This is a genomic window from Vibrio sp. 10N.222.49.C12 (assembly GCF_041475025.1).
GTDB classification, from domain to species: domain Bacteria; phylum Pseudomonadota; class Gammaproteobacteria; order Enterobacterales; family Vibrionaceae; genus Vibrio; species Vibrio crassostreae_C.
Genome location: NZ_JBFRVF010000020.1, coordinates 112222 through 137184 on the forward strand (window position 1 = coordinate 112222; position 24963 = coordinate 137184).

25 protein-coding genes and 1 pseudogene are annotated in these 24963 nt (G+C 44.3%); 12 read left to right on the forward strand and 14 right to left on the reverse strand.

All coding sequences use genetic code 11. From position 1 onward, the window contains the following. Position 1: 1 nt before the first annotated feature. From AB4583_RS06775 to AB4583_RS06805, 7 genes are all read right to left on the reverse strand, one after another. Entirely contained in the window at positions 2–733 is a 732-nt protein-coding gene (locus AB4583_RS06775; protein WP_017061282.1) for an SDR family NAD(P)-dependent oxidoreductase, read from the reverse strand. Beyond that, entirely contained in the window at positions 733–1164 is a 432-nt protein-coding gene (locus AB4583_RS06780; protein ID WP_102320404.1) for a nuclear transport factor 2 family protein, read from the reverse strand. The genes AB4583_RS06775 and AB4583_RS06780 overlap by 1 nt, the downstream gene beginning before the upstream one ends. A 14-nt stretch (positions 1165–1178) precedes the next feature. Then, positions 1179–2594: a deoxyribodipyrimidine photo-lyase gene (gene phrB, locus AB4583_RS06785; RefSeq protein WP_372116887.1), complete on the reverse strand. Its 1416-nt coding sequence runs from the start codon at positions 2592–2594 to the stop codon at positions 1179–1181. Then, the gene (locus tag AB4583_RS06790) at positions 2591–3538 is read right to left on the reverse strand and encodes a DUF523 and DUF1722 domain-containing protein (protein WP_017070215.1); all 948 of its coding nucleotides are present in this window, start codon (positions 3536–3538) and stop codon (positions 2591–2593) included. Before AB4583_RS06790 ends, phrB begins: the two co-directional genes overlap by 4 nt. Before the next feature lie 174 nt (positions 3539–3712). After that, entirely contained in the window at positions 3713–4393 is a 681-nt protein-coding gene (locus AB4583_RS06795) for a ChrR family anti-sigma-E factor (protein ID WP_017060966.1), read from the reverse strand. Further along, a complete protein-coding gene (locus tag AB4583_RS06800) occupies positions 4386–5033 on the reverse strand; it encodes a sigma-70 family RNA polymerase sigma factor (RefSeq protein ID WP_372116890.1) in 648 nt (215 codons plus the stop codon). The genes AB4583_RS06795 and AB4583_RS06800 overlap by 8 nt, the downstream gene beginning before the upstream one ends. 110 nt (positions 5034–5143) lie before the next feature. Continuing rightward, a complete protein-coding gene (locus AB4583_RS06805) occupies positions 5144–5764 on the reverse strand; it encodes an LON peptidase substrate-binding domain-containing protein (RefSeq protein ID WP_372083731.1) in 621 nt (206 codons plus the stop codon). 252 nt (positions 5765–6016) lie between these two features. Between AB4583_RS06805 and AB4583_RS06810 the strand changes: the two genes are divergently transcribed. Further along, positions 6017–6403, forward strand: a complete 387-nt coding sequence (locus tag AB4583_RS06810; RefSeq protein ID WP_017070218.1) for a tautomerase family protein — start codon at positions 6017–6019, stop codon at positions 6401–6403. Between the two features lie 134 nt (positions 6404–6537). On the opposite strand, the gene AB4583_RS06815 is transcribed toward AB4583_RS06810, so the two are convergent. Beyond that, the gene (locus AB4583_RS06815; protein WP_017060970.1) at positions 6538–7335 is read right to left on the reverse strand and encodes a DUF4344 domain-containing metallopeptidase; all 798 of its coding nucleotides are present in this window, start codon (positions 7333–7335) and stop codon (positions 6538–6540) included. Between the two features lie 326 nt (positions 7336–7661). Between AB4583_RS06815 and AB4583_RS06820 the strand changes: the two genes are divergently transcribed. Next, positions 7662–8018, forward strand: coding sequence for a YibL family ribosome-associated protein (locus AB4583_RS06820; protein WP_017060971.1), 357 nt, complete (start codon positions 7662–7664; stop codon positions 8016–8018). 315 nt (positions 8019–8333) lie between these two features. Beyond that, positions 8334–9560, forward strand: coding sequence for a sodium/glutamate symporter (gene gltS / locus AB4583_RS06825; protein ID WP_017060972.1), 1227 nt, complete (start codon positions 8334–8336; stop codon positions 9558–9560). A 147-nt stretch (positions 9561–9707) separates the two neighbouring features. Here gltS and AB4583_RS06830 read toward each other — a convergent pair whose 3' ends face one another. Next, positions 9708–10364 (reverse strand): NAD(P)H-dependent oxidoreductase, encoded by a 657-nt coding sequence (locus AB4583_RS06830; RefSeq protein ID WP_017061511.1) that lies wholly within the window; start codon positions 10362–10364, stop codon positions 9708–9710. Between the two features lie 291 nt (positions 10365–10655). Beyond that, a complete protein-coding gene (locus AB4583_RS06835) occupies positions 10656–11522 on the reverse strand; it encodes a hypothetical protein (RefSeq protein WP_017070219.1) in 867 nt (288 codons plus the stop codon). A 571-nt stretch (positions 11523–12093) separates the two neighbouring features. Here AB4583_RS06835 and AB4583_RS06840 point away from each other — a divergent pair. From AB4583_RS06840 to AB4583_RS06850, 3 genes are all read left to right on the forward strand, one after another. Beyond that, positions 12094–13986, forward strand: coding sequence for a PTS mannitol transporter subunit IICBA (locus AB4583_RS06840; RefSeq protein ID WP_017070220.1), 1893 nt, complete (start codon positions 12094–12096; stop codon positions 13984–13986). 183 nt (positions 13987–14169) lie between these two features. After that, a complete protein-coding gene (locus tag AB4583_RS06845; protein WP_009846102.1) occupies positions 14170–15318 on the forward strand; it encodes a mannitol-1-phosphate 5-dehydrogenase in 1149 nt (382 codons plus the stop codon). Between the two features lie 50 nt (positions 15319–15368). Further along, a complete protein-coding gene (locus AB4583_RS06850; protein WP_198592367.1) occupies positions 15369–15905 on the forward strand; it encodes an MltR family transcriptional regulator in 537 nt (178 codons plus the stop codon). A 261-nt stretch (positions 15906–16166) separates the two neighbouring features. On the opposite strand, the gene nagB is transcribed toward AB4583_RS06850, so the two are convergent. Together nagB and AB4583_RS06860 are read right to left on the reverse strand one after the other, a co-directional pair. Beyond that, complete coding sequence (nagB, locus tag AB4583_RS06855) at positions 16167–16967, reverse strand: glucosamine-6-phosphate deaminase (protein ID WP_017057618.1); 801 nt, start codon at positions 16965–16967, stop codon at positions 16167–16169. A gap of 606 nt (positions 16968–17573) precedes the next feature. Beyond that, positions 17574–17927, reverse strand: a complete 354-nt coding sequence (locus tag AB4583_RS06860) for a DUF413 domain-containing protein (RefSeq protein ID WP_017061517.1) — start codon at positions 17925–17927, stop codon at positions 17574–17576. A 154-nt stretch (positions 17928–18081) separates the two neighbouring features. Here AB4583_RS06860 and AB4583_RS06865 point away from each other — a divergent pair, with 154 nt between their 5' ends. Next, positions 18082–18972 carry a LysR family transcriptional regulator gene (locus AB4583_RS06865; RefSeq protein WP_017061518.1) on the forward strand — a complete coding sequence of 297 codons (891 nt, stop codon included), beginning with the start codon at positions 18082–18084 and terminating at the stop codon, positions 18970–18972. Positions 18973–19155: 183 nt separating this feature from the next. Here AB4583_RS06865 and AB4583_RS06870 read toward each other — a convergent pair whose 3' ends face one another. Beyond that, the gene (locus AB4583_RS06870; protein WP_017072361.1) at positions 19156–19359 is read right to left on the reverse strand and encodes a hypothetical protein; all 204 of its coding nucleotides are present in this window, start codon (positions 19357–19359) and stop codon (positions 19156–19158) included. A 236-nt stretch (positions 19360–19595) separates the two neighbouring features. On the opposite strand from AB4583_RS06870, the gene AB4583_RS06875 reads away from it, so the two are divergent. The 3 genes from AB4583_RS06875 to AB4583_RS06885 all read left to right on the forward strand — a co-directional run bounded on the left by AB4583_RS06875 (position 19596) and on the right by AB4583_RS06885 (position 22038). Beyond that, positions 19596–20972, forward strand: coding sequence for an AlkA N-terminal domain-containing protein (locus AB4583_RS06875; RefSeq protein WP_017061520.1), 1377 nt, complete (start codon positions 19596–19598; stop codon positions 20970–20972). Positions 20973–20997: 25 nt separating this feature from the next. Beyond that, positions 20998–21480: a methylated-DNA--[protein]-cysteine S-methyltransferase gene (locus AB4583_RS06880; protein WP_017061521.1), complete on the forward strand. Its 483-nt coding sequence runs from the start codon at positions 20998–21000 to the stop codon at positions 21478–21480. 171 nt (positions 21481–21651) lie between these two features. Further along, positions 21652–22038, forward strand: a complete 387-nt coding sequence (locus AB4583_RS06885; protein ID WP_017061522.1) for a hypothetical protein — start codon at positions 21652–21654, stop codon at positions 22036–22038. Between the two features lie 14 nt (positions 22039–22052). Here the strand turns inward: AB4583_RS06885 and nhaD are convergent, their stop codons facing one another. Further along, positions 22053–23492 carry a sodium:proton antiporter NhaD gene (gene nhaD / locus AB4583_RS06890; RefSeq protein WP_017061523.1) on the reverse strand — a complete coding sequence of 480 codons (1440 nt, stop codon included), beginning with the start codon at positions 23490–23492 and terminating at the stop codon, positions 22053–22055. 109 nt (positions 23493–23601) lie between these two features. On the opposite strand from nhaD, the pseudogene AB4583_RS06895 reads away from it, so the two are divergent. Beyond that, a pseudogene (locus AB4583_RS06895) lies at positions 23602–23864 on the forward strand (YjiH family protein); the annotation flags it as partial. A 708-nt stretch (positions 23865–24572) separates the two neighbouring features. After that, positions 24573–24959 (forward strand): MAPEG family protein, encoded by a 387-nt coding sequence (locus AB4583_RS06900; RefSeq protein WP_004732742.1) that lies wholly within the window; start codon positions 24573–24575, stop codon positions 24957–24959. The last annotated feature ends 4 nt before the right edge of the window (positions 24960–24963 follow it).

The following is a 24963-nucleotide window of genomic DNA, read 5'->3' on the forward strand; positions in this document are numbered from 1 at the left end:
GTTATACCATCCTTGAAGCGAGTTTTTGCCAAACTGGAGTTGGGAGCATTCTTAGTAGCTTCATCAACATGATGAATCGTCTTGGGAAATCGATTTCACTCTTTCCTTGAGCGATACCATTTACGATTCGCTGAGTTGCGGCCTCACTACTAATAATCATAGGCATAGAGAACGTATTTCGCTCGGTTAATGGCGTTTCAACAAAGCCAGGGTGCACAATTGAGACATGAATGTTGTGCGTTGCCAGATCAACCGAAAGTGTTCTGCCTAAGTAGGTGAGGGCTGCCTTTGAAGCGCCATAAGCCTCGGCTCTTGGCAAAGGTAAAAAGCTGGCGCTGGAGCTGACTAAAACCAAACGGCCGCCGGGCTTGATGTTTTTTAACCAAGCTTTAAGGGCGTAGCCAATTGAAATTAGGTTTATGTTGATGACGCGCTCAAAAAGCTCGGCATCAAAATTCACTGGGTCGTCGATGTACTCACAATCACCCGCATTTAAAATCAGCAGATCGAGCGGCTTGTCTTGGTCGAGTTCTGGGAAGTTGTGGTAATCAGTCAAGTCGAAACAGAGCGGTGAAATTGATGAATGCGCGACGTCTGTCTCGTGCGAGTCAACTAAGGCTTGCAGCTTGTCTGAGTTGCGGCCACAAGCAATCACCTGATGCCCTTGCTGAGCGTAATCTTTAGCTAGGGATTGGCCGATACCAGAGGTCGCGCCTGTGATCATAATACGCATTATCGGCTCGCCCTCTTTTTGATGGATTTGATCGCGCAGCCCAGTACTGGAATGTGTTCGTACAACATAGAGCCGACGTCGAGGTAGTCTCTGTGGTAGACCACTTGACCGTCGAACATCTTAAGGTGGCTGTGCCCTTGTACTTCGATTGGCTTTTGCCCATTTAATTGCTTGTGAGCAAACTGCATCGTCCAGTAAACGGAAGCTTCGTCGTTCGCTTCGAAAGTGTGTTCGATATGAAAGTAACAGCTGGTTACTTGGGTGTAGAGGTTCTCGAAGTAGTGCGTAAGCGCCGAAATACCGCTGACATGATGCAGCGGATCTTGGAATTCAATATCAGGGTGATAAACCGTCTTAAGCACGTCGAAATTGTCGGTTCCGAGTTCTCGATACATGTTGAGAAAGTTATCAAGCCATAGAGAGTTATCCATAATATTCACTCTAATTATTTGAAGAAGGCTAAGGCTCTCAATCGTGCTTCTTTATGCTCAACGATGGGTTGCCAGTATTCGCTGTCTATTCCGTTTTTAGCGATAAAGTCATGTGGGAAATGTACATGCTTATCTGGGATATTTTGCAGCTCTGGTATGTACTTACGAATAAAAACTCCTTTTGGATCAAACTTTTCACTCTGAGTGATTGGATTGAAAATTCGGAAGTAAGGTTGAGCATCACAGCCCGTACTTGAAGCCCACTGCCAGCCACCATTGTTGGCACTAAAGTCACCGTCGATAAGGTGTGACATAAAGAAACGTTCGCCCCAACGCCAGTCAATAAGCAGGTGCTTGGTTAGGAAGCTTGCCACCACCATTCTTAGCCTGTTGTGCATCCAGCCCGTTTCAACCAGTTGACGCATTGCTGCATCAACCAATGGATATCCTGTTTTTCCTTCGCACCAAGCTTTGAAGCTAGGATGATCGTAATACCAATCTAAACCATTGTATTTTTGCTGAAAGTTAGCGCCTTTAACCAGTTTAGGATGGTGAAACATCAAATGCTTATAAAAATCTCGCCAAATCAATTCGTTGAGCCAACAAAAGGCCGGTAATTGCGTATCAAATAACAGATCGGGTTGTTGCTGAATCAATTGAATCGCTAACCAACGTGGGCTCACTGCGCCAATTGCTAAATAAGGTGATAGCCCCGATGTTCCTTTAACTGAGGGAATATCTCTCAGGCGCGCATAGTCGTTGACTTTATTGCCTAAGAAATTGGGGATCACATTGCCCAATACATCTTGGCTTAATGGCCAGCGACTCGAATCAACACGCGGAAAATCGAAATCATAGTCAGCGGAGAGGGTTAAGGCTTGTAAGTCGTCAGGAAGCTGTGTTTGTGAACGTTCAGCTGACTCGACAGGAGCTGGACTGCAGATGATGCCTTTCACCTGAACTTCTTTTAACCAAGCGTTCTTAAAGGGCGTAAAGACTTTGAACATTTCGCCTTGTTTGTTGAGAACGCTACCGAGTGGCAGCATAACGTCACAATCGCTGATCTTGAGGTTTAGGCCGCTTGAAATCAGCTTTTTATCGCGAGCTTGTTCATCGACCTCTGGTTCAGAGTTAGCGTAGACGCACTTGGCATCAAGCTGCTGGCATAGATCGATGAGTTGATTGGATTGGTCGTCAAAATCGGTCGCTTTTAGGTGAAGCAACGTTATCCCGAATTCAGCGAGCTGGGAATCGAGTTGTTTTAGATGACGATAGATAAAATCAGCTTTGATTGGCGCAAGGTGGTGCTGCTGCCACGTTTGAGGAGTTGAAATGAAAACGGCGATTGTTACGCCGTTTTCAACTGCCGAGACGAGCGCTGGGTTATCGAGAATCCGCAGGTCTCGTCGTATCCATAGTATGTCGCTCAATATCCGTATCTCAGTTTAAGTTCTTGAGGGTGAGGGTTTAGGTAAACCTGTGATTCTAGGTATTCGTTCGGGTATTCCATCAGGTAGTGATTGATCAGTGTCAGCGGCACTAACAGTGGGATAACACCTTCTCGAAAAGCTGCAATTTGGTTGGTCAACTCTTGTTTGTGGGCGCTACTGAGTTGTTTCTTAAAGTAACCCTGCAAATGATGCAGCGTATTGGCGTGACTGCCTCGATTCGCGTGATGTGACAATGCTGTCATCAAGCCTTCGATGTATTGAGCCGCCAATTCGTCGATTTCTAAGTCATTACCCGCTAGCAGTTTGCCTAAGCTTTTGTAACCCTCAACGTGGTGACACATGACGAGGTACTTGTGGGCGCTGTGGAACTGAATCAGTTTGTGTTTGGTCACACCTTCATCCACAAGATCGAGCCATTTTTGGTATGTGAATACTCGAGTCATGAAGTTTTCACGCAAAATGGGATCGTTAAGGCGACCGTTTTCTTCAACGGGGAGTAACGGGTTACCGTCCATAATTTGTTGGGTGAACATGCCTACGCCAGTCGATTCAGAGCCGCGACCATGGTGGTGGTACACCTTCACGCGCTCCATACCGCAGGTTGGGCTTTTTTGACACACAATAAAGCCGGCAATGTGTTGGTTTTTCTTTGAGTAGTTTTGACCGAACTCGATCAGTTCGTTGGTCACATCACCTGAGCCATCAGGGCGAGAAACATGGATGATGTCATCTAGCATTCTTGTCTGACGAATGGTTGGACGAGGGGTTGGAAGGCCAACAGCCATCTCTGGGCAAACAGGTTCCAATTCCACGTAGTCTGCTAGGTCGTCTGTACAAAAACGAGAGCGTTTATGACCTGTGTCGAAACGTACTTTGTGTCCAGCAACACATGCACTGATACCGATTTTGATTTTCTTTTCCATTGGCCAACTCCTTTGCTCTTGCTCTGAGCTTTTTCTTATAGTTCAACATTGCTAATCGTACTTACAGAGCTGGGTGTATTTTTACTTTGACACCGTAGTTGTTTTTATTCAGATGTATTGACGATATACAAGATAGCTTCATGCCATCCTGTATATTTATAGCTTGCAACAGGGTTAATAGATATATTTTCCAAGTGGATTGAATAGCTGGCTCACACCTTTTGTGAAGTAAAGCGCATCACTTGAAACGGTTAAACAGACACAACCTTCTTTTGTTGCCGGTTGATGAGTGTGATTGCCATCCAACCAGATGAAGTCACCTTTGTTGTAAACGCCCATTTCGTCTTCGAAACTGCCCTCTAGAAGAAGCGTGATCTCGAAGCCTTTGTGGGTGTGGCAAGGCACTTGTCCATCTTTGTCGATGTGCAACAAGCTGGTGTGGTGTGCTTCGTCAGCAAAATCGAGTCTTGCTCGTGAAATTTTGCCTAGGTTCATCCAGTCCTTTCTCGCTACTGAGTTTAGAGCGCGAGGGATTGTGAATGTCGTGTCAGCAACAGTTACTTTCTGAACCTCTGGAGTCACTTCAACAGACTGAGAAGTATCAGCTGTGATTTGCTCTATCGCGTCAAAATCAAAGTCCATGTCGTCCATTGAGAAGCTGTCTAGATCTTCATTTGAGAATACTGGCTCTGCGTCAAAAGCATTATTCGCTGCTACAGCTGTAAGCTGCTTGACTTGTTGTTGGCAGTGTTCACACAGCTCTACATGGCTAGAAACAATCAAAGAAACTGAATCAGCCAACGTGCCATCGACGAAGTCTTTCAAGATTGCCGCGTTTGGGTGATGTTTAATCATGGTCTTGTTCCCCCATGTGAACTTTTAATTTGGCTAAAGCGAGTCTCAGACGTGATTTCACTGTTCCAAGTGGGACGCCAAGTTGCTGAGCGAGTTGCTCTTGAGAGAGCTCTTGAAAGTAAACGCCTTTGACGATGGTTTTCTGAGCGAGAGGCAACTTTTCTATTTGAATCATTACGTGTCGGCTCATCAAATGGTCACCGAATGGCAAATCTTCGCTTTGAGACTCGGCTACCATCGCATCGATTGGCCAGATATCGTCGGCTATCGTTTGTTCGGCTTTCGCTTTCACTTTGCGCAACATGTCGAATGCTGCGTTACGCATTACCGTGTAGACCCAAGTGGTCGCAGCGCCTTTATCTACATTGTAGAGATGTGCTTTCTTCCAAACATTAGTCATCGTGTCTTGAACTAGCTCGTTTGCAGCAGCTTCGCCACCCAACTTACTGATACCAAAACGCTTGATCTTAGGAGCGAAGAACTTGAACAAACAGGTGAACGCCTGCTTGTCTCGGTCTGTACCAACCAACACCAGCCAGCTCGAGAGCTCTGTCGGTACTTTGTTGTCTGTAGGTACTTTGTTATCGGGAATAATGACATGCTCCTTGCCGTTCCCTGAACTTCTGCTTTCCACTTGCATAGTAACTAACCATCATGCGAATTTGATGGGCACTACGTGAAAGGAGAAAGTCGGGATCACTTTAATTTAAATTAATTTCTACTATACAAAATTATAGTGAAGAAAAGTGCTTATTGCCCCGTAATGATTTGATTCAAAAAAGGAACTAGAGACGGAAAACTGGCTGGTTCAGTAAATTCGGTTTTCTTTTCCAAAGGGATAGGCATCATTTCGAGTAGTCGCGCGCAAATCCATTGCGGGCTTTCGAAATCAGGGGTGGGGTAAAGGGTTCTTATCGAATCGTGGTCGCGAAACAGCTGAACCAAAAACGCTGTAAACACGTTAGGCACTTTATATTCATCGGTAGGCCAGTGTGGCAACGATCTGAACTTACTTTTAATTAGGTCATCATCGTCTCGAAACGACCCATGCAATTGCACCAACTTTTCGCCTTCAACATCAATTTCTAATATTTGGTCTTCCGACATATTGAAGTCTACGATGGTCACCTTTGTTCCCCAAGAACTGAGATGATCAGAGTTAGTGTTGTCTTGAGTGGCGATAATGAAACCATCGCCCTGCGCTGCGTGAGCAACCATCGCGAGATACTTTGGCTCAAAAATGCGCAGTCTTTGCCTGCCTCCCGGTAAAAGAAAGATAGGGAGAGGAAACACAGCAAGCTTTAGAGAAGATTCTACGGGTGTTTCTGGTTCTGCGTCTGTCCGCGTGGTCTTCCTAGGTGAATTCGGCACATAGCACTCCTTAGTTCAAATGTGATTTGAGAAGATATACGCGGGGAGGGTGGTGTTCGATCAATTCGCTTCGGCTTATGTTCGCAAAGGGATAAGTATTTTGTTGCACCTGTTCATAAATTCATTGTTTTTACCTTTTCCCATACGCGTCATTAGGTAATATGTGTACAAATAGTAAGCGAATAGGTAGTCGCCAGGCGATGCTTCTATCTGACGTTCTTCTATACCTAACATCGCATCAAAGGAATGGTCATGATTGTTATTTATGGTATCAAAGAGTGCTTAAATCCAATTAAGTTGCAGCTCTCTAATGTGTTGCAGCAGTGCTTAAACAGTGAAATGGGTTTACCCGATGACAAGCGAGCACATCGGTTTGTGCCATTGGAACGAGATGACTTCTTTTACCCGGAAGGAAGAACAGAAGCCTATACCGTCATTGAGATCAACATGATGGAAGGTCGAGCGGTAAACACCAAAAAGCGCTTAATTAAGAAGATATTTTCTGAGATAGAGAAGCAGTTAGCTATCTCTCCAATTGATATTGAAATCACCATTAAGGAACAGCCATCGCACTGCTGGGGATTTCGAGGCATGACCGGCGATGAAGCTCAAGATCTGAAGTATAAAGTGAAGGTCTAGGGTTTAAGCTCTTAACTCTTAACTCTTAACTCTTAACTCTTAACACGTAAGACTTAAGCCAATCTATCGAGTGACGGCTTTGGAATTTGATGCCAAAGCCGTTTTCCTAGTTCTCGACACTAACCTTTAAGCATCTAAGCATCGTCACTCTTTTTTAAATACTGATGCCAATTTTCATTGATCACGTCAAAGTGCTCAACGCAGAACTCTTTTCTGTCTTTCAAATAGTCGTTTTCCACTTCATCGAGCAAGTTCTTATAGGCATCGGGATCGCTGCCATACACCAAGCATAACGTGGAGAAGTAACGCTGCAGGTCGAAACTGTGCTCGTCGATGTATTCCCCCAAGTCGTAATACTCTGGGCGGTCTTCTGACTCGAAAGCGAACATGTCTGCAGCGCTGATAGCAGCGTCGGCCCCATGCTCTACGTAGTTAAGCAGTAGCACGGTTGCTAGGTTATCAACCGCATCTTCTTCTTTACCCAATATGGCAATGTTCTGATCTTCGATATACGCATGCCCAGTCTCGTGTAGCAGGGTGTGCAGCAAGGTATCAATAGCGCCGGTTTGCGCAGATTTCCCATACTCTTTTTCGTATTGGTTCTTCTCAAAGTAATTGAGTGACTCAGCGTAAAAACTGTAAGGGATCAGTACTTGATGGGTTTGTGGATCGTAGAGTGGTCCTTCTTCCCCGCCATATTGAATGGTTAATGGCTTCTCAAACATGAAGAGTTGGTTTGATAGGTCGACCACGGTGTCATTAACGCCACTGCTTTGAATCTCTCGTTTGAGCTGCTCTTCTTCGGTATTTTGCGGTGTAGAGTACTCGACGATTAGGTTACTTTGGGTGGCTTGTTCACTAGATGCATAAGTTGTGGCAAACATTGCACTCAGGGCTAGGCTGCAGGTCAATGTTCGTTTCAATAATGTCATCGGCTATCCTTGTGATTACGTTGCGATTCAGAGTCGTGCTGGGGGTAACAACTCCAAGCTGTGTACCCTGATTTAGTTATTGCGTTAGAGTATAAGTTTAGACGGAATTTTGATGCATCGAGGACTGCAATTTTTGAAGTAGGCGCTATCCTATCAATGAATAATCCGCTTAGAGATTCGCCACAAAGAATAAGTAAGCTGAATGAGCGGTGTCGATGTGATTCGTTTCTATTGGTAATTAACAGATAAATTTCGGTTCAACACAACCCTTGTGCTATACTCCGCGCCCCAATCCGAATTGGCTTGTTTAATCTTAGGAAATTATTATGAGTGTTAAAAACGAACTTCAACAAATTAACAACCGTCTAGACAAGTGTCGCCACAAGTTAGATGCTGCTAAAACTCGTAATGATCGTCCTGTTGTTCGTCAGTTCGAGGAAGAGATTAAGAAGCTAACTAAGAAAATTGCCCAGCTTAAACACAAAGAAAGCTATGATGTGAACCAAGAGCGTAAGTCTCTGGTTGATATGCCATTTAGCCGTGAGATCACTAAGGCTGAGCAAGCGGATATGGGTAAACTTAAAAAGTCTGTTAAAGGACTCGTAATTGTTCACCCAATGACGAAGATCGGTAAAGAACTTCGCATTGAGGTTATGACTGGTTACGCACCGAAAAAATTCTAATTACCAGCGATGGTGATGAAAGAGGAGCTAGAAATAGCTCCTTTTGCTTTTTTAGGTATTAAGAAAGCAGAGTCAGCGGCATAGATACTCACGCCGTTTTCAACTTTTAGGAGGTGACTGTTGTCACAAATCCTTTTATCTCCTATAAAAGTTAACGTGCTACTAACATGGTACTAAGCGATCGCAGTAATGTGTTCGCTTTTCGAATCCACACTTTCTCTCCAGTTTGTATAAATATAGGTAGAGCAGCACAAATAATTACAGATAAAACTAGACTCATTAGGGAAGATGAGAACGTAAAAAAATAGAGGTTATATGAATCAATTAATTTCAATTGGACCACTAGAATCCTTCCTAATCGCGATTAGTGTTTTGTTTCTAGGTCATTTCGTCAATGCAAAGCTTCCGATTCTCAAAAAGTACAACATTCCAGAGCCCATTGTCGGCGGCTTGATTGTCGCTTTTGCTATTACAGCCCTGCACTTTAACGGCCTTGATCTTGAGTTTTCCTTGCCCCTGCAGAACACGTTTATGTTGATGTTCTTTGCAACGGTCGGTCTTGCGGCGAACTACACGCAGCTGATAAAAGGTGGTGCTAAGGTATTCCTATTCTTAGGGGTAGCGTCGGTTTACATCATTATCCAAAACGGTGTAGGCGTAACCTTAGCTACGGCACTAGGCCTTGAACCCTTGATGGGTTTGATTGCTGGCTCTATCACCCTTTCGGGCGGTCACGGCACAGGCGCGGCTTGGTCTCAAACTTTTGCAGACACGTTTGGCATTGCAAATACGCTAGAAATCGCGATGGCTTCAGCGACCTTTGGTTTGATCATCGGTGGTATTATCGGTAGCCCAGTGGCGCAAAAGCTGATTGATAAAAACCAGCTTGAATCTGAGTACGGCACTGGCACGCAAACACATGAACGCTTCCCTGAACTTGTTACTTACAACGAGTATGAAGAAGACAAAGTGACGGCGAAGAAGGTGATTGAAGTGTTGTTCATCCTTCTTATCTGTATCACGGGTGCGAAGTACCTAGAGCAGTGGGTGGCGACTTTTGAAATTTCTTGGTTGATGATTCCTGACTTCGTTTACGCGTTGTTTATCGGTGTGTTCATCACTAACGTGTTTGAAGTGACTAAGCTGCATAAGACTGACAGCGAAACGGTCGATATTCTTGGTACGGTGTCATTGTCACTGTTCCTAGCAATGGCGCTAATGAGCCTTAAGCTTTGGAACATATTTGACCTTGCGATTCCGTTCTTGGTTATCCTGGCGGTTCAGGCGGTTGTGTTAGGTATCTTCTCTTACTTTGTGACGTTCAAAGTAATGGGTTCTAACTACGACGCAGCGGTTATGGCAGGTGGTCACTGTGGTTTCGGCCTAGGTGCAACACCAACAGCGGTAATGAACATGGGCTCTTTGGTGAACCGTTTTGGTCCTTCACCACAGGCGTTCATGGTGGTGCCAATTGTTGGTGCCTTCTTTATCGATATCGTTAACCTGATTATCCTTCAGGGTTACATCTCGTTTATCGGTTAATGTTCGCCTTTACTTAAACGCAATGTGCTTATCGCACTAAGATGAATACAAGAAAGCCAGTCTGTTGACTGGCTTTTTTTGTTCTTGTTTATCGAGGTTTTCTTGCCTGATACCCCTGCGGTTAGGGCTCTGTCACATCAACACGCCCTAAAGTGTTGTAACGACTTCATCAAGAGCTAGGCGCGCTTTTGGTTTGCCGTAGTTGTAGTCTTCGCCGTCTTTGTGGTAGCCGATAGCTAGAGCTACATCAACAACGTGACCTTCTAGTTCGTCAGCAAACTCTTCGCTGATCATAGCTGCATCTACACCTTCCATAGGTGTTGAAGCGATACCTAGACGAGCTAGTGTGTGCAGTGTGTTACCTAGTGCGATGTAAACTTGAGACTTAGTCCAGTTACCGTTGAAACCTGTTTCGTCTGTGTTCATTTCTGCGAATGCGTAAGCACCTAAGAATTGCTCGTACATTTCAGCTGGTAAGTGACCAGAGCTTACTTCTGTATCAGCACGCTTCGCGAATTTCTCTTTAGTGTACTTAGGATCGTGAGCAAACAGGATCGTGTGTGACGCTTCTTTCGCATGTGGTTGGTTAAACTGGAACATGTTTTCGAAAGTATTGTGGAAGCGTTGTTTTGCTGCGTCACTCTCAATGATGATGAATTTCCAAGGCTGAGAGTTGATAGAAGAAGCTGACAAGCGAAGTGCTTCTTTGATTACTTCCATGTCTTCCGCAGAGATGCGCTTTTCTGCATCGTATTTTTTAGCTGTGTAACGAGTGTTTAGATCAGTAATGATTGGATGAGTCATGTTGAATCCTAATATCTATCAATAATAAATGTTGTAGGGTTTTATGTTCAGTTACGTCAACAATAAACGGATAACCAATTTAAACGAATCTCAATAGATTGAACGTCTAAATAGTTATCGAACATGCCCCAATAAATCGAGTATCTGCGGTAGCTCAAGTCGATGGGTGTAAGATAATAGAAGAATGACTCGGGAAAAATAGCGAACATATCAAATCACTATGGTTAATAATGTCCATAATGATTCAATAAGTGTGATCTTAATGGAGGTGGAATCTCTAGATTCAGTAGCTTAGTACGCTTTGATACCATATTGGCGCAATAATGGCGGAAGTACGCTGTCTAGGTTGGGGATATCTTCTGGCGTGATTTCGATTAAACCAAAACCATGCTCTTCATAGATTTTTCTCGTAGCTTCACGTTTATTTTCGGCGATTGGCGCAGAATCAGTTCCCCAGAACTGGATGTATACTTTGCCACTTGGTAGATAAAAATCGCTGATCACTTCTTTTGATATCGGAAGCGGACGCTCGTACGCATGGACCACTCCTGCCATATAAAGCCAGTTATCAATGATCAGCTCTCCCTTTGATCGAACATAATGCCCGTCTAAGCTTCGGTGCTTCGCCTCAAATTTCTGACGAAAACTGGAGAATGACACATCGGTCGAGTGGCTTTCAGCATCATGCCCTAGGAATTCAACAACAGACTGCTTTAAACGTTTATTGCGAACCAATGAGTCGTGCCATACCACGAATAAGTTTTGAGTCGCTTTGTCTTCTCTTTGTTCACCTCCGGCTTTTAAGCCTGTAGAGGTGACATGCCAACCGTCTTCTTCTTTTGTTATCCAACCAAGCTCGTTGAGCAGTAAGTTGATTTTCTTTGCGCTGAGTTGAAAGGCACTGCCAAGCTGGGTGGCGGTGAGTGTTTTTCCTGAGAATGAGTCCAAATCGATAAGCAGTTTCTCTGGCCAGACAATAAAGACACCAAACTTCTTGTGTTCGACATATTCCCCACCAAAGCTTTCTCCCCGTTCTGTGAGAATCCAACGCTCTTGTGAACGCACTATATAGCCCGCTGTTTTTAGATCGCTAAATAAAGCTTTAGCTTCTATGCCTTTTTGTTTAGCGAGTGCGGATGTGGAAATTTTGTCTGACATAGTCTTTTCTCAAATAGCGGAGTGATCAGCTGATGGGTGTTGGATATATATATGATGCGATAGCGTTGGTAAATACCATATCACATCTATCAATGCTAACTGCAGTTCAGTGGTCTATGTTTTTAGTAGAGCGTTAGGTCTCGTTTTGTATGTTTAGCAAAATGTAGCTCAACCTGTAATTAAATTACAGGTATCGCGATTTTGCTCATCTGGGTGCATATTTTATATACGTGACACGATGTTCTTTTATACGGTTTATATAGATCTTAGATGCTATATTTTATTAAATGTGACCTTAATCACTATTTATTTTTAAGTATTACAAAATAAAATGTGATCTAGATCGTGTGTTGATGATATCTATTCTCATTAATTTGGCTTTGTAATTTAAATTCATGGTGTTTTTGTGATCTAAGGTGTGCTTGTTAACCCGAAAGTGTTTTTTGTGTGTGATGGCTATCACGAAAGTTGGGCTAGGGTGCATTTTGGAAATGTTGTGATACATTTTAATCGACTTTTGAGTACACACTTTCGGTCATTTGACCAACCAATACATTACGGGGTTCTACCTATGTTATCACCAGAAGCAAAGATTAAGGTTCAAAACTTTGGTCGTTTCTTATCCAATATGGTAATGCCAAACATCGGCGCATTTATTGCGTGGGGTTTCATTACTGCACTATTCATCCCAACGGGTTGGTGGCCTAACGAAACGTTAGCATCAATGGTTGGTCCTATGATTACATACCTACTGCCACTATTGATTGGTTACACCGGTGGTAAAATGGTTGGTGGTGACCGCGGTGCGGTAGTGGGCGCTATCACAACAATGGGTGTTATCGTTGGTACTGATATCCCAATGTTCATGGGTGCAATGATTGTAGGTCCACTAGGTGGTATCGCAATTAAGAAATTCGATGAAGCTGTTCACGGTAAAGTGAAGAGTGGTTTCGAAATGCTAGTGAACAACTTCTCTGCGGGTATCATCGGCATGATCTGTGCGATCATCGCGTTCATCGTGATTGGTCCTGCGGTTAAGATTCTGTCTGGCGGACTTGCGGCTGGCGTAAACGCAATGGTAGAAGCGGGTGCACTACCTCTAGCATCTATTTTTGTTGAACCTGCGAAAATTCTATTCCTAAATAACGCAATCAACCACGGTATCTTCTCTCCACTAGGTATCCAGCAATCTGAAGAGATGGGTCGCTCTATCTTCTTCCTAATCGAAGCAAACCCAGGTCCTGGTTTTGGTCTTCTACTTGCTTACATGGTGTTTGGTAAAGGTAGCGCGAAGCAATCTGCTGCTGGTGCATCTATCATCCACTTCCTAGGTGGTATCCACGAAATTTACTTCCCTTACGTTCTAATGAACCCACGTCTAATTCTTGCGGTAATCGCAGGTGGTATGGCGGGTGTATTCACTAACGTAATGTTCGATTCTGGCCTTATCTCTCCAGCATCACCAGGCTCTATCTTCGCAATCTTACTGATGACGCCAAAAGGCTCTTACATCGGTGTTGTATTGTCAGTTATCGCAGCAACAGCAGTATCTTTCTTAGTGGCTTCAATTCTGCTTAAAACTTCAGCTCAAGATGACGACGAAGACTCTCTAGAAAAAGCGTCTGCACAAATGAAAGACATGAAAGCGTCTTCTAAAGGTGCAGCAGCAGAAGCAAACGTAAACCTAGCGGATGTAAAAGCAGTTTATGTAGCGTGTGATGCGGGTATGGGTTCAAGTGCAATGGGTGCAGGTCTACTACGTAAGAAAGTAGCAACAGCTGGCCTAGACATTGAAGTAACCAACTACGCAATCAACAACCTACCGGCTGATTCGCAAATCGTTATTACGCATAAAGACCTAACAGACCGTGCTCGTAGCACTGTGCCAGGTGCGATGCATATGTCTCTAAACAACTTCCTAGACGGCGGCGTATACGACCAACTAGTTGCCGAGCTTGTCGATGCTCAAAGTGGTGAAGCGAAAGTAGAAGCTCCGGCTCCAGCAGCAGCTCCAGCGCAAGAAGGCAACAAGCTTGCACTGACTGACGACAGCATCTTCCTTGGCCTTAAAGCGACTCAAAAAGAAGACGCAATCAAGTTTGCTGGCGAACAATTAGTAAAACTTGGCAACGTATCACCAGAATACGTAGATGGCATGTTTGCTCGTGAAGAGCTTGTGTCTACTTACCTAGGTGAGTCTATCGCAGTACCACACGGCACAATCGAAGCGAAACAGTACGTACAAAAAACCGGCATCGTTTTCTGTCAGTACCCTGAAGGTATTCAGTGGGGCGAAGATGAAGATGATATCGCGAAGATGGTTATCGGTATTGCCGCACAAGGCGATGAGCATAACATGGTGCTGATGGCGATTACCAATTCACTCGATGATGAAGAAGCTGTGGAATGCCTACAGAACACAACAAACCCTGCTGATGTTCTACGTATTCTCAACGGAAACTAAAAAGCTCTAGTCAAGCTCCTGAGTGAAGGAGGCCGGTATCCCCCTACTGGCCTCATTTTCGGTCTTAATCTTTTTAACAAGATTCAGTCTGAATAGCTTACTGCTTAATGCCTAGGGCACATCGTCAAGGCATGTTGTTGAGCAGTTAGCTATCTAGATTCAAATATTTATAAGGTCAAAATTATGAAAGCGTTACATTTTGGTGCAGGTAATATCGGTCGTGGTTTCATTGGTAAGCTTCTTTCTGATGCTGGTATGAAGGTTACGTTTGCTGACGTAAATGAAACGGTTGTAAATGCGTTAATTGAACGCCAAGAATACCCAGTTAAGATTGTTGGCGAAGAGTGTGTTGTCGAAGTTGTTAAGAACGTGACAGCAGTAAACTCAGCGACAAGCGCAGTAGTAGATTGCATTGCTGAGTCTGATCTTGTGACGACTGCAGTGGGCCCTACGGTTCTTAAAATCATCTCTAAGTCTATCGCTCAAGGCATTGAAAAGCGTGCAGCAGCAAACAACACTGCACCAATGAACATCATCGCGGCAGAGAACATGGTTCGCGGTACTAGCCAATTAAAAGCAGCCGTGTTAGAGCACCTTTCTGATGAAATGAAAGCGTTCACTGAAGAGCACATTGGCTTTGTTGATTCTGCGGTTGACCGTATTGTTCCACCGGCAGAAGCGGGCGAAACAGATCCTCTAGCGGTAACGGTTGAAACGTTCAGCGAGTGGATCGTAGATCAAACACAATTCAAAGGTGAGATTCCAAACATCCCAGGAATGGAATGCACTGATAACCTAATGGCTTTCGTTGAGCGTAAACTGTTCACGCTAAACACAGGTCACTTGGTAACGGCATACCTTGGTGTGCTTGCAGGTCATGAGACTATTAAAGACTCTATCGAAGATGACGTAATCCGCGCTGAAGTAACAGCGACGATGGAAGAGAGTGGTGCGGTTCTGATTAAGCGTTACGGCTTTGATCCAGAAGCACACGCTGCCTACATCCAAAAGATTCTAGGTCGTTTTGCTAACCCGTTCCTACGTGATGAAGTAGACCGCGTTGGTCGTCAGCCAATTCGTAAACTGAGCCCGCAAGACCGCCTAGTTAAGCCTCTAAACGGTACATTAGAGTACGGCCTACCGAATGCTCACCTAGTAAAAGCAATCGCTGCTGCGTTCCATTACAAGAACGAAGACGACCCACAAGCGGTTGAACTTCAAGCAATGTTCGCAGAAAAAGGCTTTGCTGAGACATTAGCGCATTATTCTGAGCTGAATAGTGACTCAGAAGTTGTTAAACTAGCGGAAGAAGCTTATCTAGCATTGAAATGATAAACCATCAAAGTGCCACACCAGTGGCACTTTCTTATTGTCGAGCCGTTATGCCAATACAAACAAGCCATGAAACTGAATTACTCGAAGCCCTTTCGGAAGCTGAGAGTGCTAGCGCCTGCCTAATGGCTGCTTATGATGCATTGGACGACACGGTAGATGCCGTATTAAAAAACATCTTTAAGAAAGACGACACTGCAATTAAGTTCGTTGTCGAGCCACTTCTCAACAGTGGTGGGCCGTTAGGCGAGATCATGATTCGTGCTAAGTTGCTACTCGGACTTGGCGTGATCAGTAAAGAACTCTACGACGATCTTGAGGTTTTCGTTACCTTGAAAGAGTGGGCGAAAATACAGGGTGAAGACACAAGCTTTACAGAAGTTGATGTGATATTTGAGCTCAACAAGGTGCACGCGATTCAGCGTATTATGCCTATCGAATATGACGCGGAGATGGTGGAAACCATGTCTGGCCCAATGCTTGAAATGTTCTTGGGGAGACATAATCAAAAGGTGAAGTCGACGATCGTATTAGCTATCACTGACATTATCACTACCCTATGCCGAGATAACGCGCTGAGCTCTTAGCTCTAGTTTGCAGCCCTGCTTATCTTGTTTCACACCCTACATATCTTGTAGTTGTTGGTTCGTTTCAATACAAAGATTAAAATGATGGCGGTTTCTCTCGTTGGAGAAATCGCTTTGTTGTTTTTGTGCTTCTAAAAAATATCCGAAATATCTTCCCATTAAATACAAAAGCAGCAGGCACAAAAAAAGCCACATTCAGTGGCTTTTTCTATTCAAGACGCCCTCTTTATAAAAACGCCCTGCTATTCAAGACTATAGGAATTATAGGTCTTGGATGTTCTCAGCTTCTAGCTCTTGGAAGTAGCGTAGAGTCTTAACTTTTAGCTCTTGTTGAGCTGGCTCATCAGCAACGATGATAGCTTTACGGTGCATCTGTAGAGCTGTAACAGTCCACATGTGGTTTACAGAACCTTCGATAGCCATTTGAAGCGCTTGAGCTTTGTTGTGGCCTAGAGAAAGGATCATCACTTCTTCTGCATCTAGAAGAGTCGCAACACCGATAGTTAGTGCGTATTTAGGAACTTGGTTGATGTCGCCATCGAAGAAACGAGAGTTCGCGATACGAGTGTCTTCAGTCAACGTTTTGATACGAGTGCGTGAAGATAGAGAAGAACCTGGTTCGTTGAATGCGATGTGACCGTCGATGCCTACGCCGCCCATGAACAGGTTGATTTTGCCGTATGAACGGATTTTCTCTTCGTATGCTGCACAGTGAGCATCGATATCTTCAGCTTTGCCGTCTAGCAGGTTGATGTTTTCTGCTTGGATATCAACGTGGTTGAAGAAGTTCTCGTGCATGAATGTGCGGTAAGACTCTGGGTGGTTAGGGTCGATGCCAACGTACTCATCCATGTTGAATGTTACAACGTGCTTGAAGCTAACTTCGCCAGCTTTGTAAAGTTCAATTAGCTCAGCGTAAGTAGTTAGAGGTGTGCTACCAGTAGGAAGACCTAGTACAAATGGACGCTCAGCCGTTGGAGCGAACTTGTTGATTGAATCTGCGATATGACGAGCAGCCCATTTACCTACTTTAGCTTTGTTGCTTAATGGAATAAGTCTCATTGATTTTGCCCCTAGAAATAAAATTTTATAGTGTTCTGAAACATTAATTCGCATTATAAAATAAGTTATCCAGTTCCGCTATTGTTTTAGGTCAAGTTTTTGCTTTTTTCGTCGTAACTGTGACTGGAACTCTCAAAATTGCACAATTATTGTATGGATATTTGGTGGCGTTAAACAAGATTAATACGTTTGTCATATACAGCAATGTTGATCTAATTCAGCACCTGAAAGGGTTGGTGTGTTTCTATGCCTTGATACGATTATTGCAATAATGGCATCGCTCGAACCATTGACGAATTTTGGTGCATTAACGTGTTTCGAGTATAAACAAGCGTTGAGCGTATAGTTGAAACTAGAAAAATAATGATGGCAATGGAGCGCTATCGTGATAAAAGACAGGGGCAGGATGAAGAACGATGAATCTCAGTGGGATGAATACCCATAAGATTGAACGAGAGCTGTGTTTTAGTCACGCTATCGCTATGAATTGTATATAAATATTGGTAAAAATGGATAGGTTGGCTAAACTTACCAATTACAAAGAAGATGTGTGTTTGAAGGCAAAAAAAAGCCCAAAGTGATGAGGTATCACTTTGAGCGATTTTACTAATCTTCTAACACTAACTCACTTTCGTATTCTTCCCTAGATACGTCGCCGCGTTTGCAGCCGTTTAGGGTGTGAAAGCGACGGCGTCCACGAGCCAGTTGAATGTACTTCAACCAAACACGCTCTAACTTGGACTTTGCCTTATGAGGGTGAGACAACACTTTAATGAAGTGTTTTTCTTCTGCATTGATTGGTGCTAGTTCACCAGTTTCAAGTGCAAGCATAGTGTCACCAAACAAGGTTAGGATTTCCTCTTCTGAAAGAGTAAAATCACCCGACTTAGCGAACCCTCTCGGGAATTTAATGGTGTCATAAAAACGTTTTTTTCCGTGTCGGAATTCGGTCTCAGACATATCAGCCTCAGTAATGTGGTTAGATAGAAATTAGTGTTTATTGCTCACGCGAAAATATTGTTAAAAGGCTAAAATAGGAAACAAAATGTTTTTGCCTTTACGATAAACAATCCTAGATCGGCTAGTTAGCAGATTTATTACAGAGATGTATTTGATGGATGTGAAAGTATTTAGAACCTTTCTTGAGGTTGCAAGGGTGCGCCATTTTGGGCGTGCAGCTGAAAACTTGTATTTAACACAAGCGGCGGTGAGTGCGCGGATCAAACAGCTTGAAGGCTATTTTGATACTCAGCTCTTCATTCGTGACCGCAATAACATCAAACTCACATCTTCCGGTGAACGTTTGATTGGTTATGCCGAAGTGATGGTGTCCACCCTACAACAAGCCAAATTTGAGCTGTCGTTAGAGAGTGGTAAAGCCTTGCAGTTAACGCTGGGCGGCACGCCGAATATTTGGGATGCGTATCTGCAAAACTGTTTAAGTGTGGTAACCGACTCTTTTGGTGGTTACGGCTTTATGGCAGAGGTGATGGGGCGCGAGCAACTGAACCGTAATTTGTTAGAACGAACCTTAGATATGGCTTTCGCGTTCGATCAGATCAAAGCAGAAGAGCTGAACTGTAAAAAAGTCGCTGACTTGGTTTTGGTGTTGGTATCAACGCAGCAAGATGATCTGGAATCTGTATTTCAACATAAGTATGTTTATGTGGATTGGGGAACGCGCTTTGGTTCTGAACACGCAGAACGTCACCCTAAAGTGCCAGCACCGTACCTACGTACCTCTACAGCCCGTATCGCCCTCGATTTCATTTTAGAGAAAGGCGGCAGTGCGTATCTTCCGGTGTCTCTAGTCGAACCTTTTATCGATTCGGGTCAGCTGCACAAGGTGAAAGGGGTTGAAGACTGGTATCTCCCAATTTATCTGAGCTACCGTAAAAGCAGTACCTCGGTTGATGCGATCATGCAGGTTGAGAAGTTGGTTAATGAGATTGACCCATCGACGGCTTACACATTGCAGCAAGCCGCTGAACAAGCACCTGAGTAACGGCATTCGCGGTAAGCAGTGGCTTTGCTGATTAGATTCAATAAAAAATGGCTCCCAACTAATTGTATAGTTGGGAGCCATTTTTGTTTTAAACCAGAAATGTACTTCTTTTCGGAACTAGAGATCGTTTCTAATTCCATAAATATCGTTTAAGCCTGGTATGTGTAGCCTTTATTAAAAGCCCTATAGGTTCATTAGATTCTCAATAGACTCTTCAAGAGAGCGTGACATGTACGAATGGATTTGATTGCCATCCGTTGCGTCAATCTCGATCATAGAAATCCCGTTGTCCGCTTTGTCTTCAAGAAAGCTTAGAGACTGCTCGACTGATTGACTGGTGAGAACCTGTTGATTTGATAAAACAATACGACATGTGTGTAGAACCATAGCCTTTTCCTTTTTATATTCGATAGGTCTCTGCATCTTGGCGTGCTAAGTACCGATCGTTGACGTTGTGAGAAGAATGCCCTCTCTAGGTTAAATTTAGTCGAATTGAATAAAATTAAAACCCTTTTTTGTGATTTATCTGACCTTCGCTTCCGAAAGTGGCTAGCGACAATGGTGGTTCACGGTAAACTTTTAGGTATCGGATCAAACGCTATGGTAAGTGGGAAGAGTACGGCATGTCGAAAAAGATCAATCACAACAGCAGCTTAACCAGTGAGCAGTGCCATTTGGCTCGATATGCACGAGATGCTCGCTTTGATGGGATGTTTTTTACAGCGGTGAAAACGACAGGAATTTTTTGTCGCCCGATTTGCCCAGCCACACCACCCAAAGAAGAAAACGTCGAATATTTTTCCCATCAAGCTCAAGCATTGAAAGCGGGATATCGTCCTTGTTTACGTTGTCGACCAGACAGCGCACCTTTTTCGCCGGCTTGGAAGGGCGTCGAAACCACTTTCTTACGTGCGATGCAGTTGATTGATAATGGCGCTCTGAATTCAGGATCTATCGTCGACCTTGCAACGCGGTTAGGTATTTCAGATCGTTATTTACGAACCTTATTCGACAATTACATCGGCGTGTCACCCAAGCAATATAGCCTGTACAGTCAATTGATGTTTGCCAAGCAGTTGCTGCACACCAGTAGCATGAGCATTACTGATGTCGGCTTTGCTAGTGGCTTCAATAGTACGCGCCGTTTTAATGATGCCTTTCAAAAAGAGCTGCAGCTTTCGCCAAGCCAAATTAGGCGAGCGAAGCCAAGTGACACTCAGAGTAATCATATTCAGCTTGGTTTTCATGGACCCTTAGATTGGAACCACTTGTTGAGGTTTTATCGACGAAGAATGATTGAGGGCTTAGAAGGCGTTGGCGAAGATTATTATAAGCGCACGGTAAATGTGAACGGGTCAAAGGGTTGGTTCAAGGCAACTTTAGCCAAAGATAACCGCTTGGATATTGAATTCGAGTTGGATGATATAAGCCAATTAAGAAGCTTGATTGCGAATATCCGCCGTATGTTTGATCTTGATGTCGATATTGCCAAGGTTGAGACGTTCTTTACGACTATCGATCCTAACTTGGTGGCTAAGAGTGGTATCCGTATTCCTGGCGTGTGGAGTGCTTGGGAGGCAGGCGTGAGAGCGATTCTAGGACAGCAAGTTTCGGTAACCGCGGCGATTGGTCAGCTTAACTTATTGGTCAAAGAGCTTTCTGATGAACATGAGAAAGCCAGCTTCCCAACACCAAAACAGATAGCGGACGCTGATGTTAGCTTCTTGAGAATGCCGGGAAGCCGCAAAGAGACCCTAAAGCGTTTTGCCGAATACATGGTCGACAATGAAGCTGAGCATCCTTCCAAATGGATTGAGCTAAAAGGGATTGGGCCTTGGACTATTCAATATGCACTGCTTCGCGGGTTAAGCGAACCTAATCATCTGTTGGTTGGTGACTTGGTGGTGAAGAAGTTTATTGAGCATCGCCCCGCCATCAACACGGAGAGTGTTTCGCCTTGGGGTAGTTACGCTACGTTCCACTGTTGGAATCAGTCTTAATCGGAATACTAAGCTAGGAGATATCATGGACAACCGTTTTACTTACTATGAGAGCCCATTGGGAACCGTGACGTTACAGGCGAACGATGAAGGCTTGCTCGGCCTTTGGTTCGAGACACATACCACCAAGCCGGAACCGTTGGGTGTTCAAGATGATAGCTTTCCGATCTTTGCATTGGCTATCGAGCAGCTTAATCGCTATTTCTCGGGCGAAGCTATTCAGTTTTCTGTGCCGATTGCAGCCAAGGGCACGCCATTTCAGCAGTCGGTTTGGCAGGCGCTGACGACCATTCCTTATGGAGAGACTTGGAGCTATGCACAACTGGCCGATGCGATAGGCAATCCGAAAGCCGTTCGTGCTGTGGGTTTGGCGAATGGCAAAAATCCGGTTTCAGTGATTGTGCCGTGTCACCGTGTGATTGGTAAAAACGGCAAACTGACGGGTTATGCAGGTGGCGTAGAACGTAAACAGCACTTATTGGTGATAGAGGGAAGAGAGCAAGACTAGCAAGCGATTTAGCCATGAGCCTGTCGAGATGCTGGCTGAATATCTCGTACTACTTAATGGTGAAGGCGAGTGGTTCTTAAAATATGACTTTGCATTAAAATCAACGCTTTCTGGGAAATATCGATTTGGTTGCATATTCTTTGACTATGTTCTCTAGGCAAGGATGCCCAAATGAATAGATTCCCCTTACTAATATCTGGCTGCAGCTCTGCATTATTGCTGACAGGTTGTTTAACTGATACCAGCCGACCTTTCGAGGTTCCACAGCTTGCTCTGTTCAAAGGTATGTATGAGAACGCAGATAATGACAGTTATCTACTTTTTGAATCCGGGCAAGTGACTTATCAAACAACGGATAATTCCGTGACTCGAACCTATCGTGTTGATGATGACTTGATCACCATTGAATTCAATTCTGGAAGCAGCCGAACTGACTCTAGACTAGTGATGCGCATTCAACAGAAGGGCGAGATGCTAACTTGCAACCAATGTCCAGCGATACAATTGAGTAACGTCTGGACACTTGTAGATAAGCCTGTGAAAGACAGTTCGAACTAGAAAAGATCTCCGAATTAGAAAAGATCGCCATTAAGCCATAGGTGTGCAGCGATACTGACGGCATAGCCAATCATGATCACTGGCATCCATTTCAAGTGGCCAAAGAAGGTGTATTTGCCATGCGCCGCGCCCATTAACGCCACACCTGCCGCACTACCAATAGATAACAAGCTGCCGCCAACGCCTGCGGTTAAGGTGATCAGTAGCCAGTTACCCATCGACATTTGAGGTTCCATCGATAACACGGCAAACATCACCGGAATGTTATCGACAATCGCAGATAAGATCCCCACCATGATGTTGGCCCAAATTGGATCCCATTGGCTATACATCACGCCAGAGGCAAGCTCCAAGTATCCCAGTAGACTCAAGCCACCTACACACATTACCACGCCGTAGAAGAACAGCAGAGTGTCCCATTCGGCATGGGACACTCTTCGAAATACATCAAAGGGCACGACTGAACCGAGTCGCTTCAATGCCCCCCCATCATTGTTGGCAATCGCCACCGCTTTTTTCTTCGCCAGTGAATTTGGTAAGGTCTTACGCAAGAAATAACCAAAGAACTGTAGATACGCCAGCCCCATCATCATGCCCATTACTGGAGGGAAGTGGAGTACGGCATGGAAAGCAACCGCAGTGCCGATGGTCATGATGAACAACAACACGATGCGTCTTGCACCGCGTTTTAATTCAACGTGCTGATGCACCGTGTCGGGTTGGGTTGTGGGAACAAAGTAAGACATGATCATTGCAGGGACGAGGTAATTCATCACTGAAGGAATAAATAAGGGAATGAATTCACTGAAGCTCACATAACCAGCCTGCCACACCATCAACGTTGTGATGTCACCGAATGGGCTGAACGCGCCGCCAGCGTTAGCGGCTATCACGATATTCACACAGGCTAGGTTAACAAATTTAGGGTTAGATCCTGCGACTTTCAGAACCACGGCGCACATCAATAGAGCTGTGGTGAGGTTGTCGGCGATCGGTGAGATAAAGAAGGCCAGAATACCGGTTAGCCAGAACAGAGAGCGGAAATTAAAGCCTTTGCCCACCATCCACGCTTGCAGCGCATCAAACAGTCTTCTCTCTTCCATGGCGCTGATGTAGGTCATGGCGACGAGTAGGAAAAGTAACAGCTCAGCGTATTCCAGTAAGTTGTGTTCGAGTGCTTGCTTAGCGACTTCAACAAGGTTGTGTTCTTGGTAGATAAAACCAATGATTATCCAGATCAGTCCTGCTGCAAGTAACACTGGCTTAGATTTTCGGAGCTTTAGGTACTCTTCCATCATCACCACGATGTAGGCGACAACGAAAATGGTCAGGGATAGGTAGCCAGCGAATGAGTTGGTGAGCTTGAGTGGTTCTCCCAACTGAGAAGTGGCAGCACCTGCTACCGAAGAAAAGAGTAACAAAGAGAGAACAGCAGAAAGCTGGATACCTAACATGGATTACGCTCCGAAGTTAATAAGTTATTAACACGGGTAAAAGAGTAGACCTAAATAACCATGTGCAGTGTGATAGATATCTTAATAATTCAATAGATTATAGTGAAAAAGAAAGACGGTGGCGAAAGTATTAGCTTTGATGGATACTCCTGGCAACTCAGGCTTAGCATTGATTGCGTCGCTTCAAAGTACTGATGCTGGCGCGGGGCGATCGTTAACTTCTTCTCTTCAGGTACAGTACTGTTCACCCTTCCAGTTATGGATGGTTCTTTGGCGGTAACTTCGTCAATTGGCCTAGCGGTTGCTGTGATGTTTATCTTCAAGTTTGTTGGTGCAATACATAGGACGTATTATGGGACCAATTGGTATTGAAGGTCGCTATATTCCAGTGATGATCGCGATTTCAGTATTGAATGCCTTTGGTGCAATGTTCTTGATGAACATTATTTTGTAACGTGACTTTGAACGGTTAGTTGCGAACAGCTTTCAGACGTTACAAAAAAGGAAACCCCGTTTGGCTTTCATCAAACGGGGTCTATTCTTTTCGTAGCCATCCTGCTACTGCGCGTTACTTATCTTTCAATAGGTAACTGGTGCTCCCTGCATCGTTCCTTGACGTGGCTAAATCCTTTAACCTATCCAATTCATCGCCGTCCTAGCGGTGTCCTTGCAAACTCATCATCCTGATAAGCGACTCTATCCTAGAGCATAACTTCCTTGCTGATAACTCATCCTAAGCCATCAAATCTTCATCCTGAAGATACCTAATCCGTTAGGCTTTTTCCTGTTCCTGCCAACTCCCTGTCGACATGTGTATTAAACACTGCAGAGGCTTTGCTCACAATCCACCTCAAGAAATAAATGTACCCGCTGATCGAAAGAAATATGCGTGGATTCATACAAAACAAGGGCTTGGGTTTGTATTTTAGGAATTTTCTGCGAAGCTTGATTGTGATCTCTTACGTTCGGTGTGAGAGATCTCTTACAAGTGCTCGGGCGCGATTTTCATTTTATCTCGGCGGGTGTTGTCGAACAGATAACAAAGAACACTGAGTAAACACAAAATAATAGGGAAATATGATGGTTACAGCACTTTACGCAGCCTTGCTGACGGTCGTAATGATTTGGTTAGCGATAGAGGTGATCAAGCAAAGGCGAATCAATCTTGTTGCTCATGCTGATGGCGGTGTCGAGTCGTTACAGATAGCACGTTCGGCACAAAGTAACGCGATGGATTACATCCCAATCACCGTGATTTTGATGGGATTGTTAGAGATGAATGGTGCCGGTGTGTGGCTGATTCATGTCATTGGTGTGGCGTTTATTCTGGGGCGAGTGATTCACGCTAAAGGGATCTTAGCGAAGAATTTCAAAGGCAGAAAAGTGGGTATGGTGTTAACGCTTATCTGCATGATCTCTTTGATTGTCCTAAACTTAGCTTACCTACCTTTTGATAAAATGTTCTAGGGAG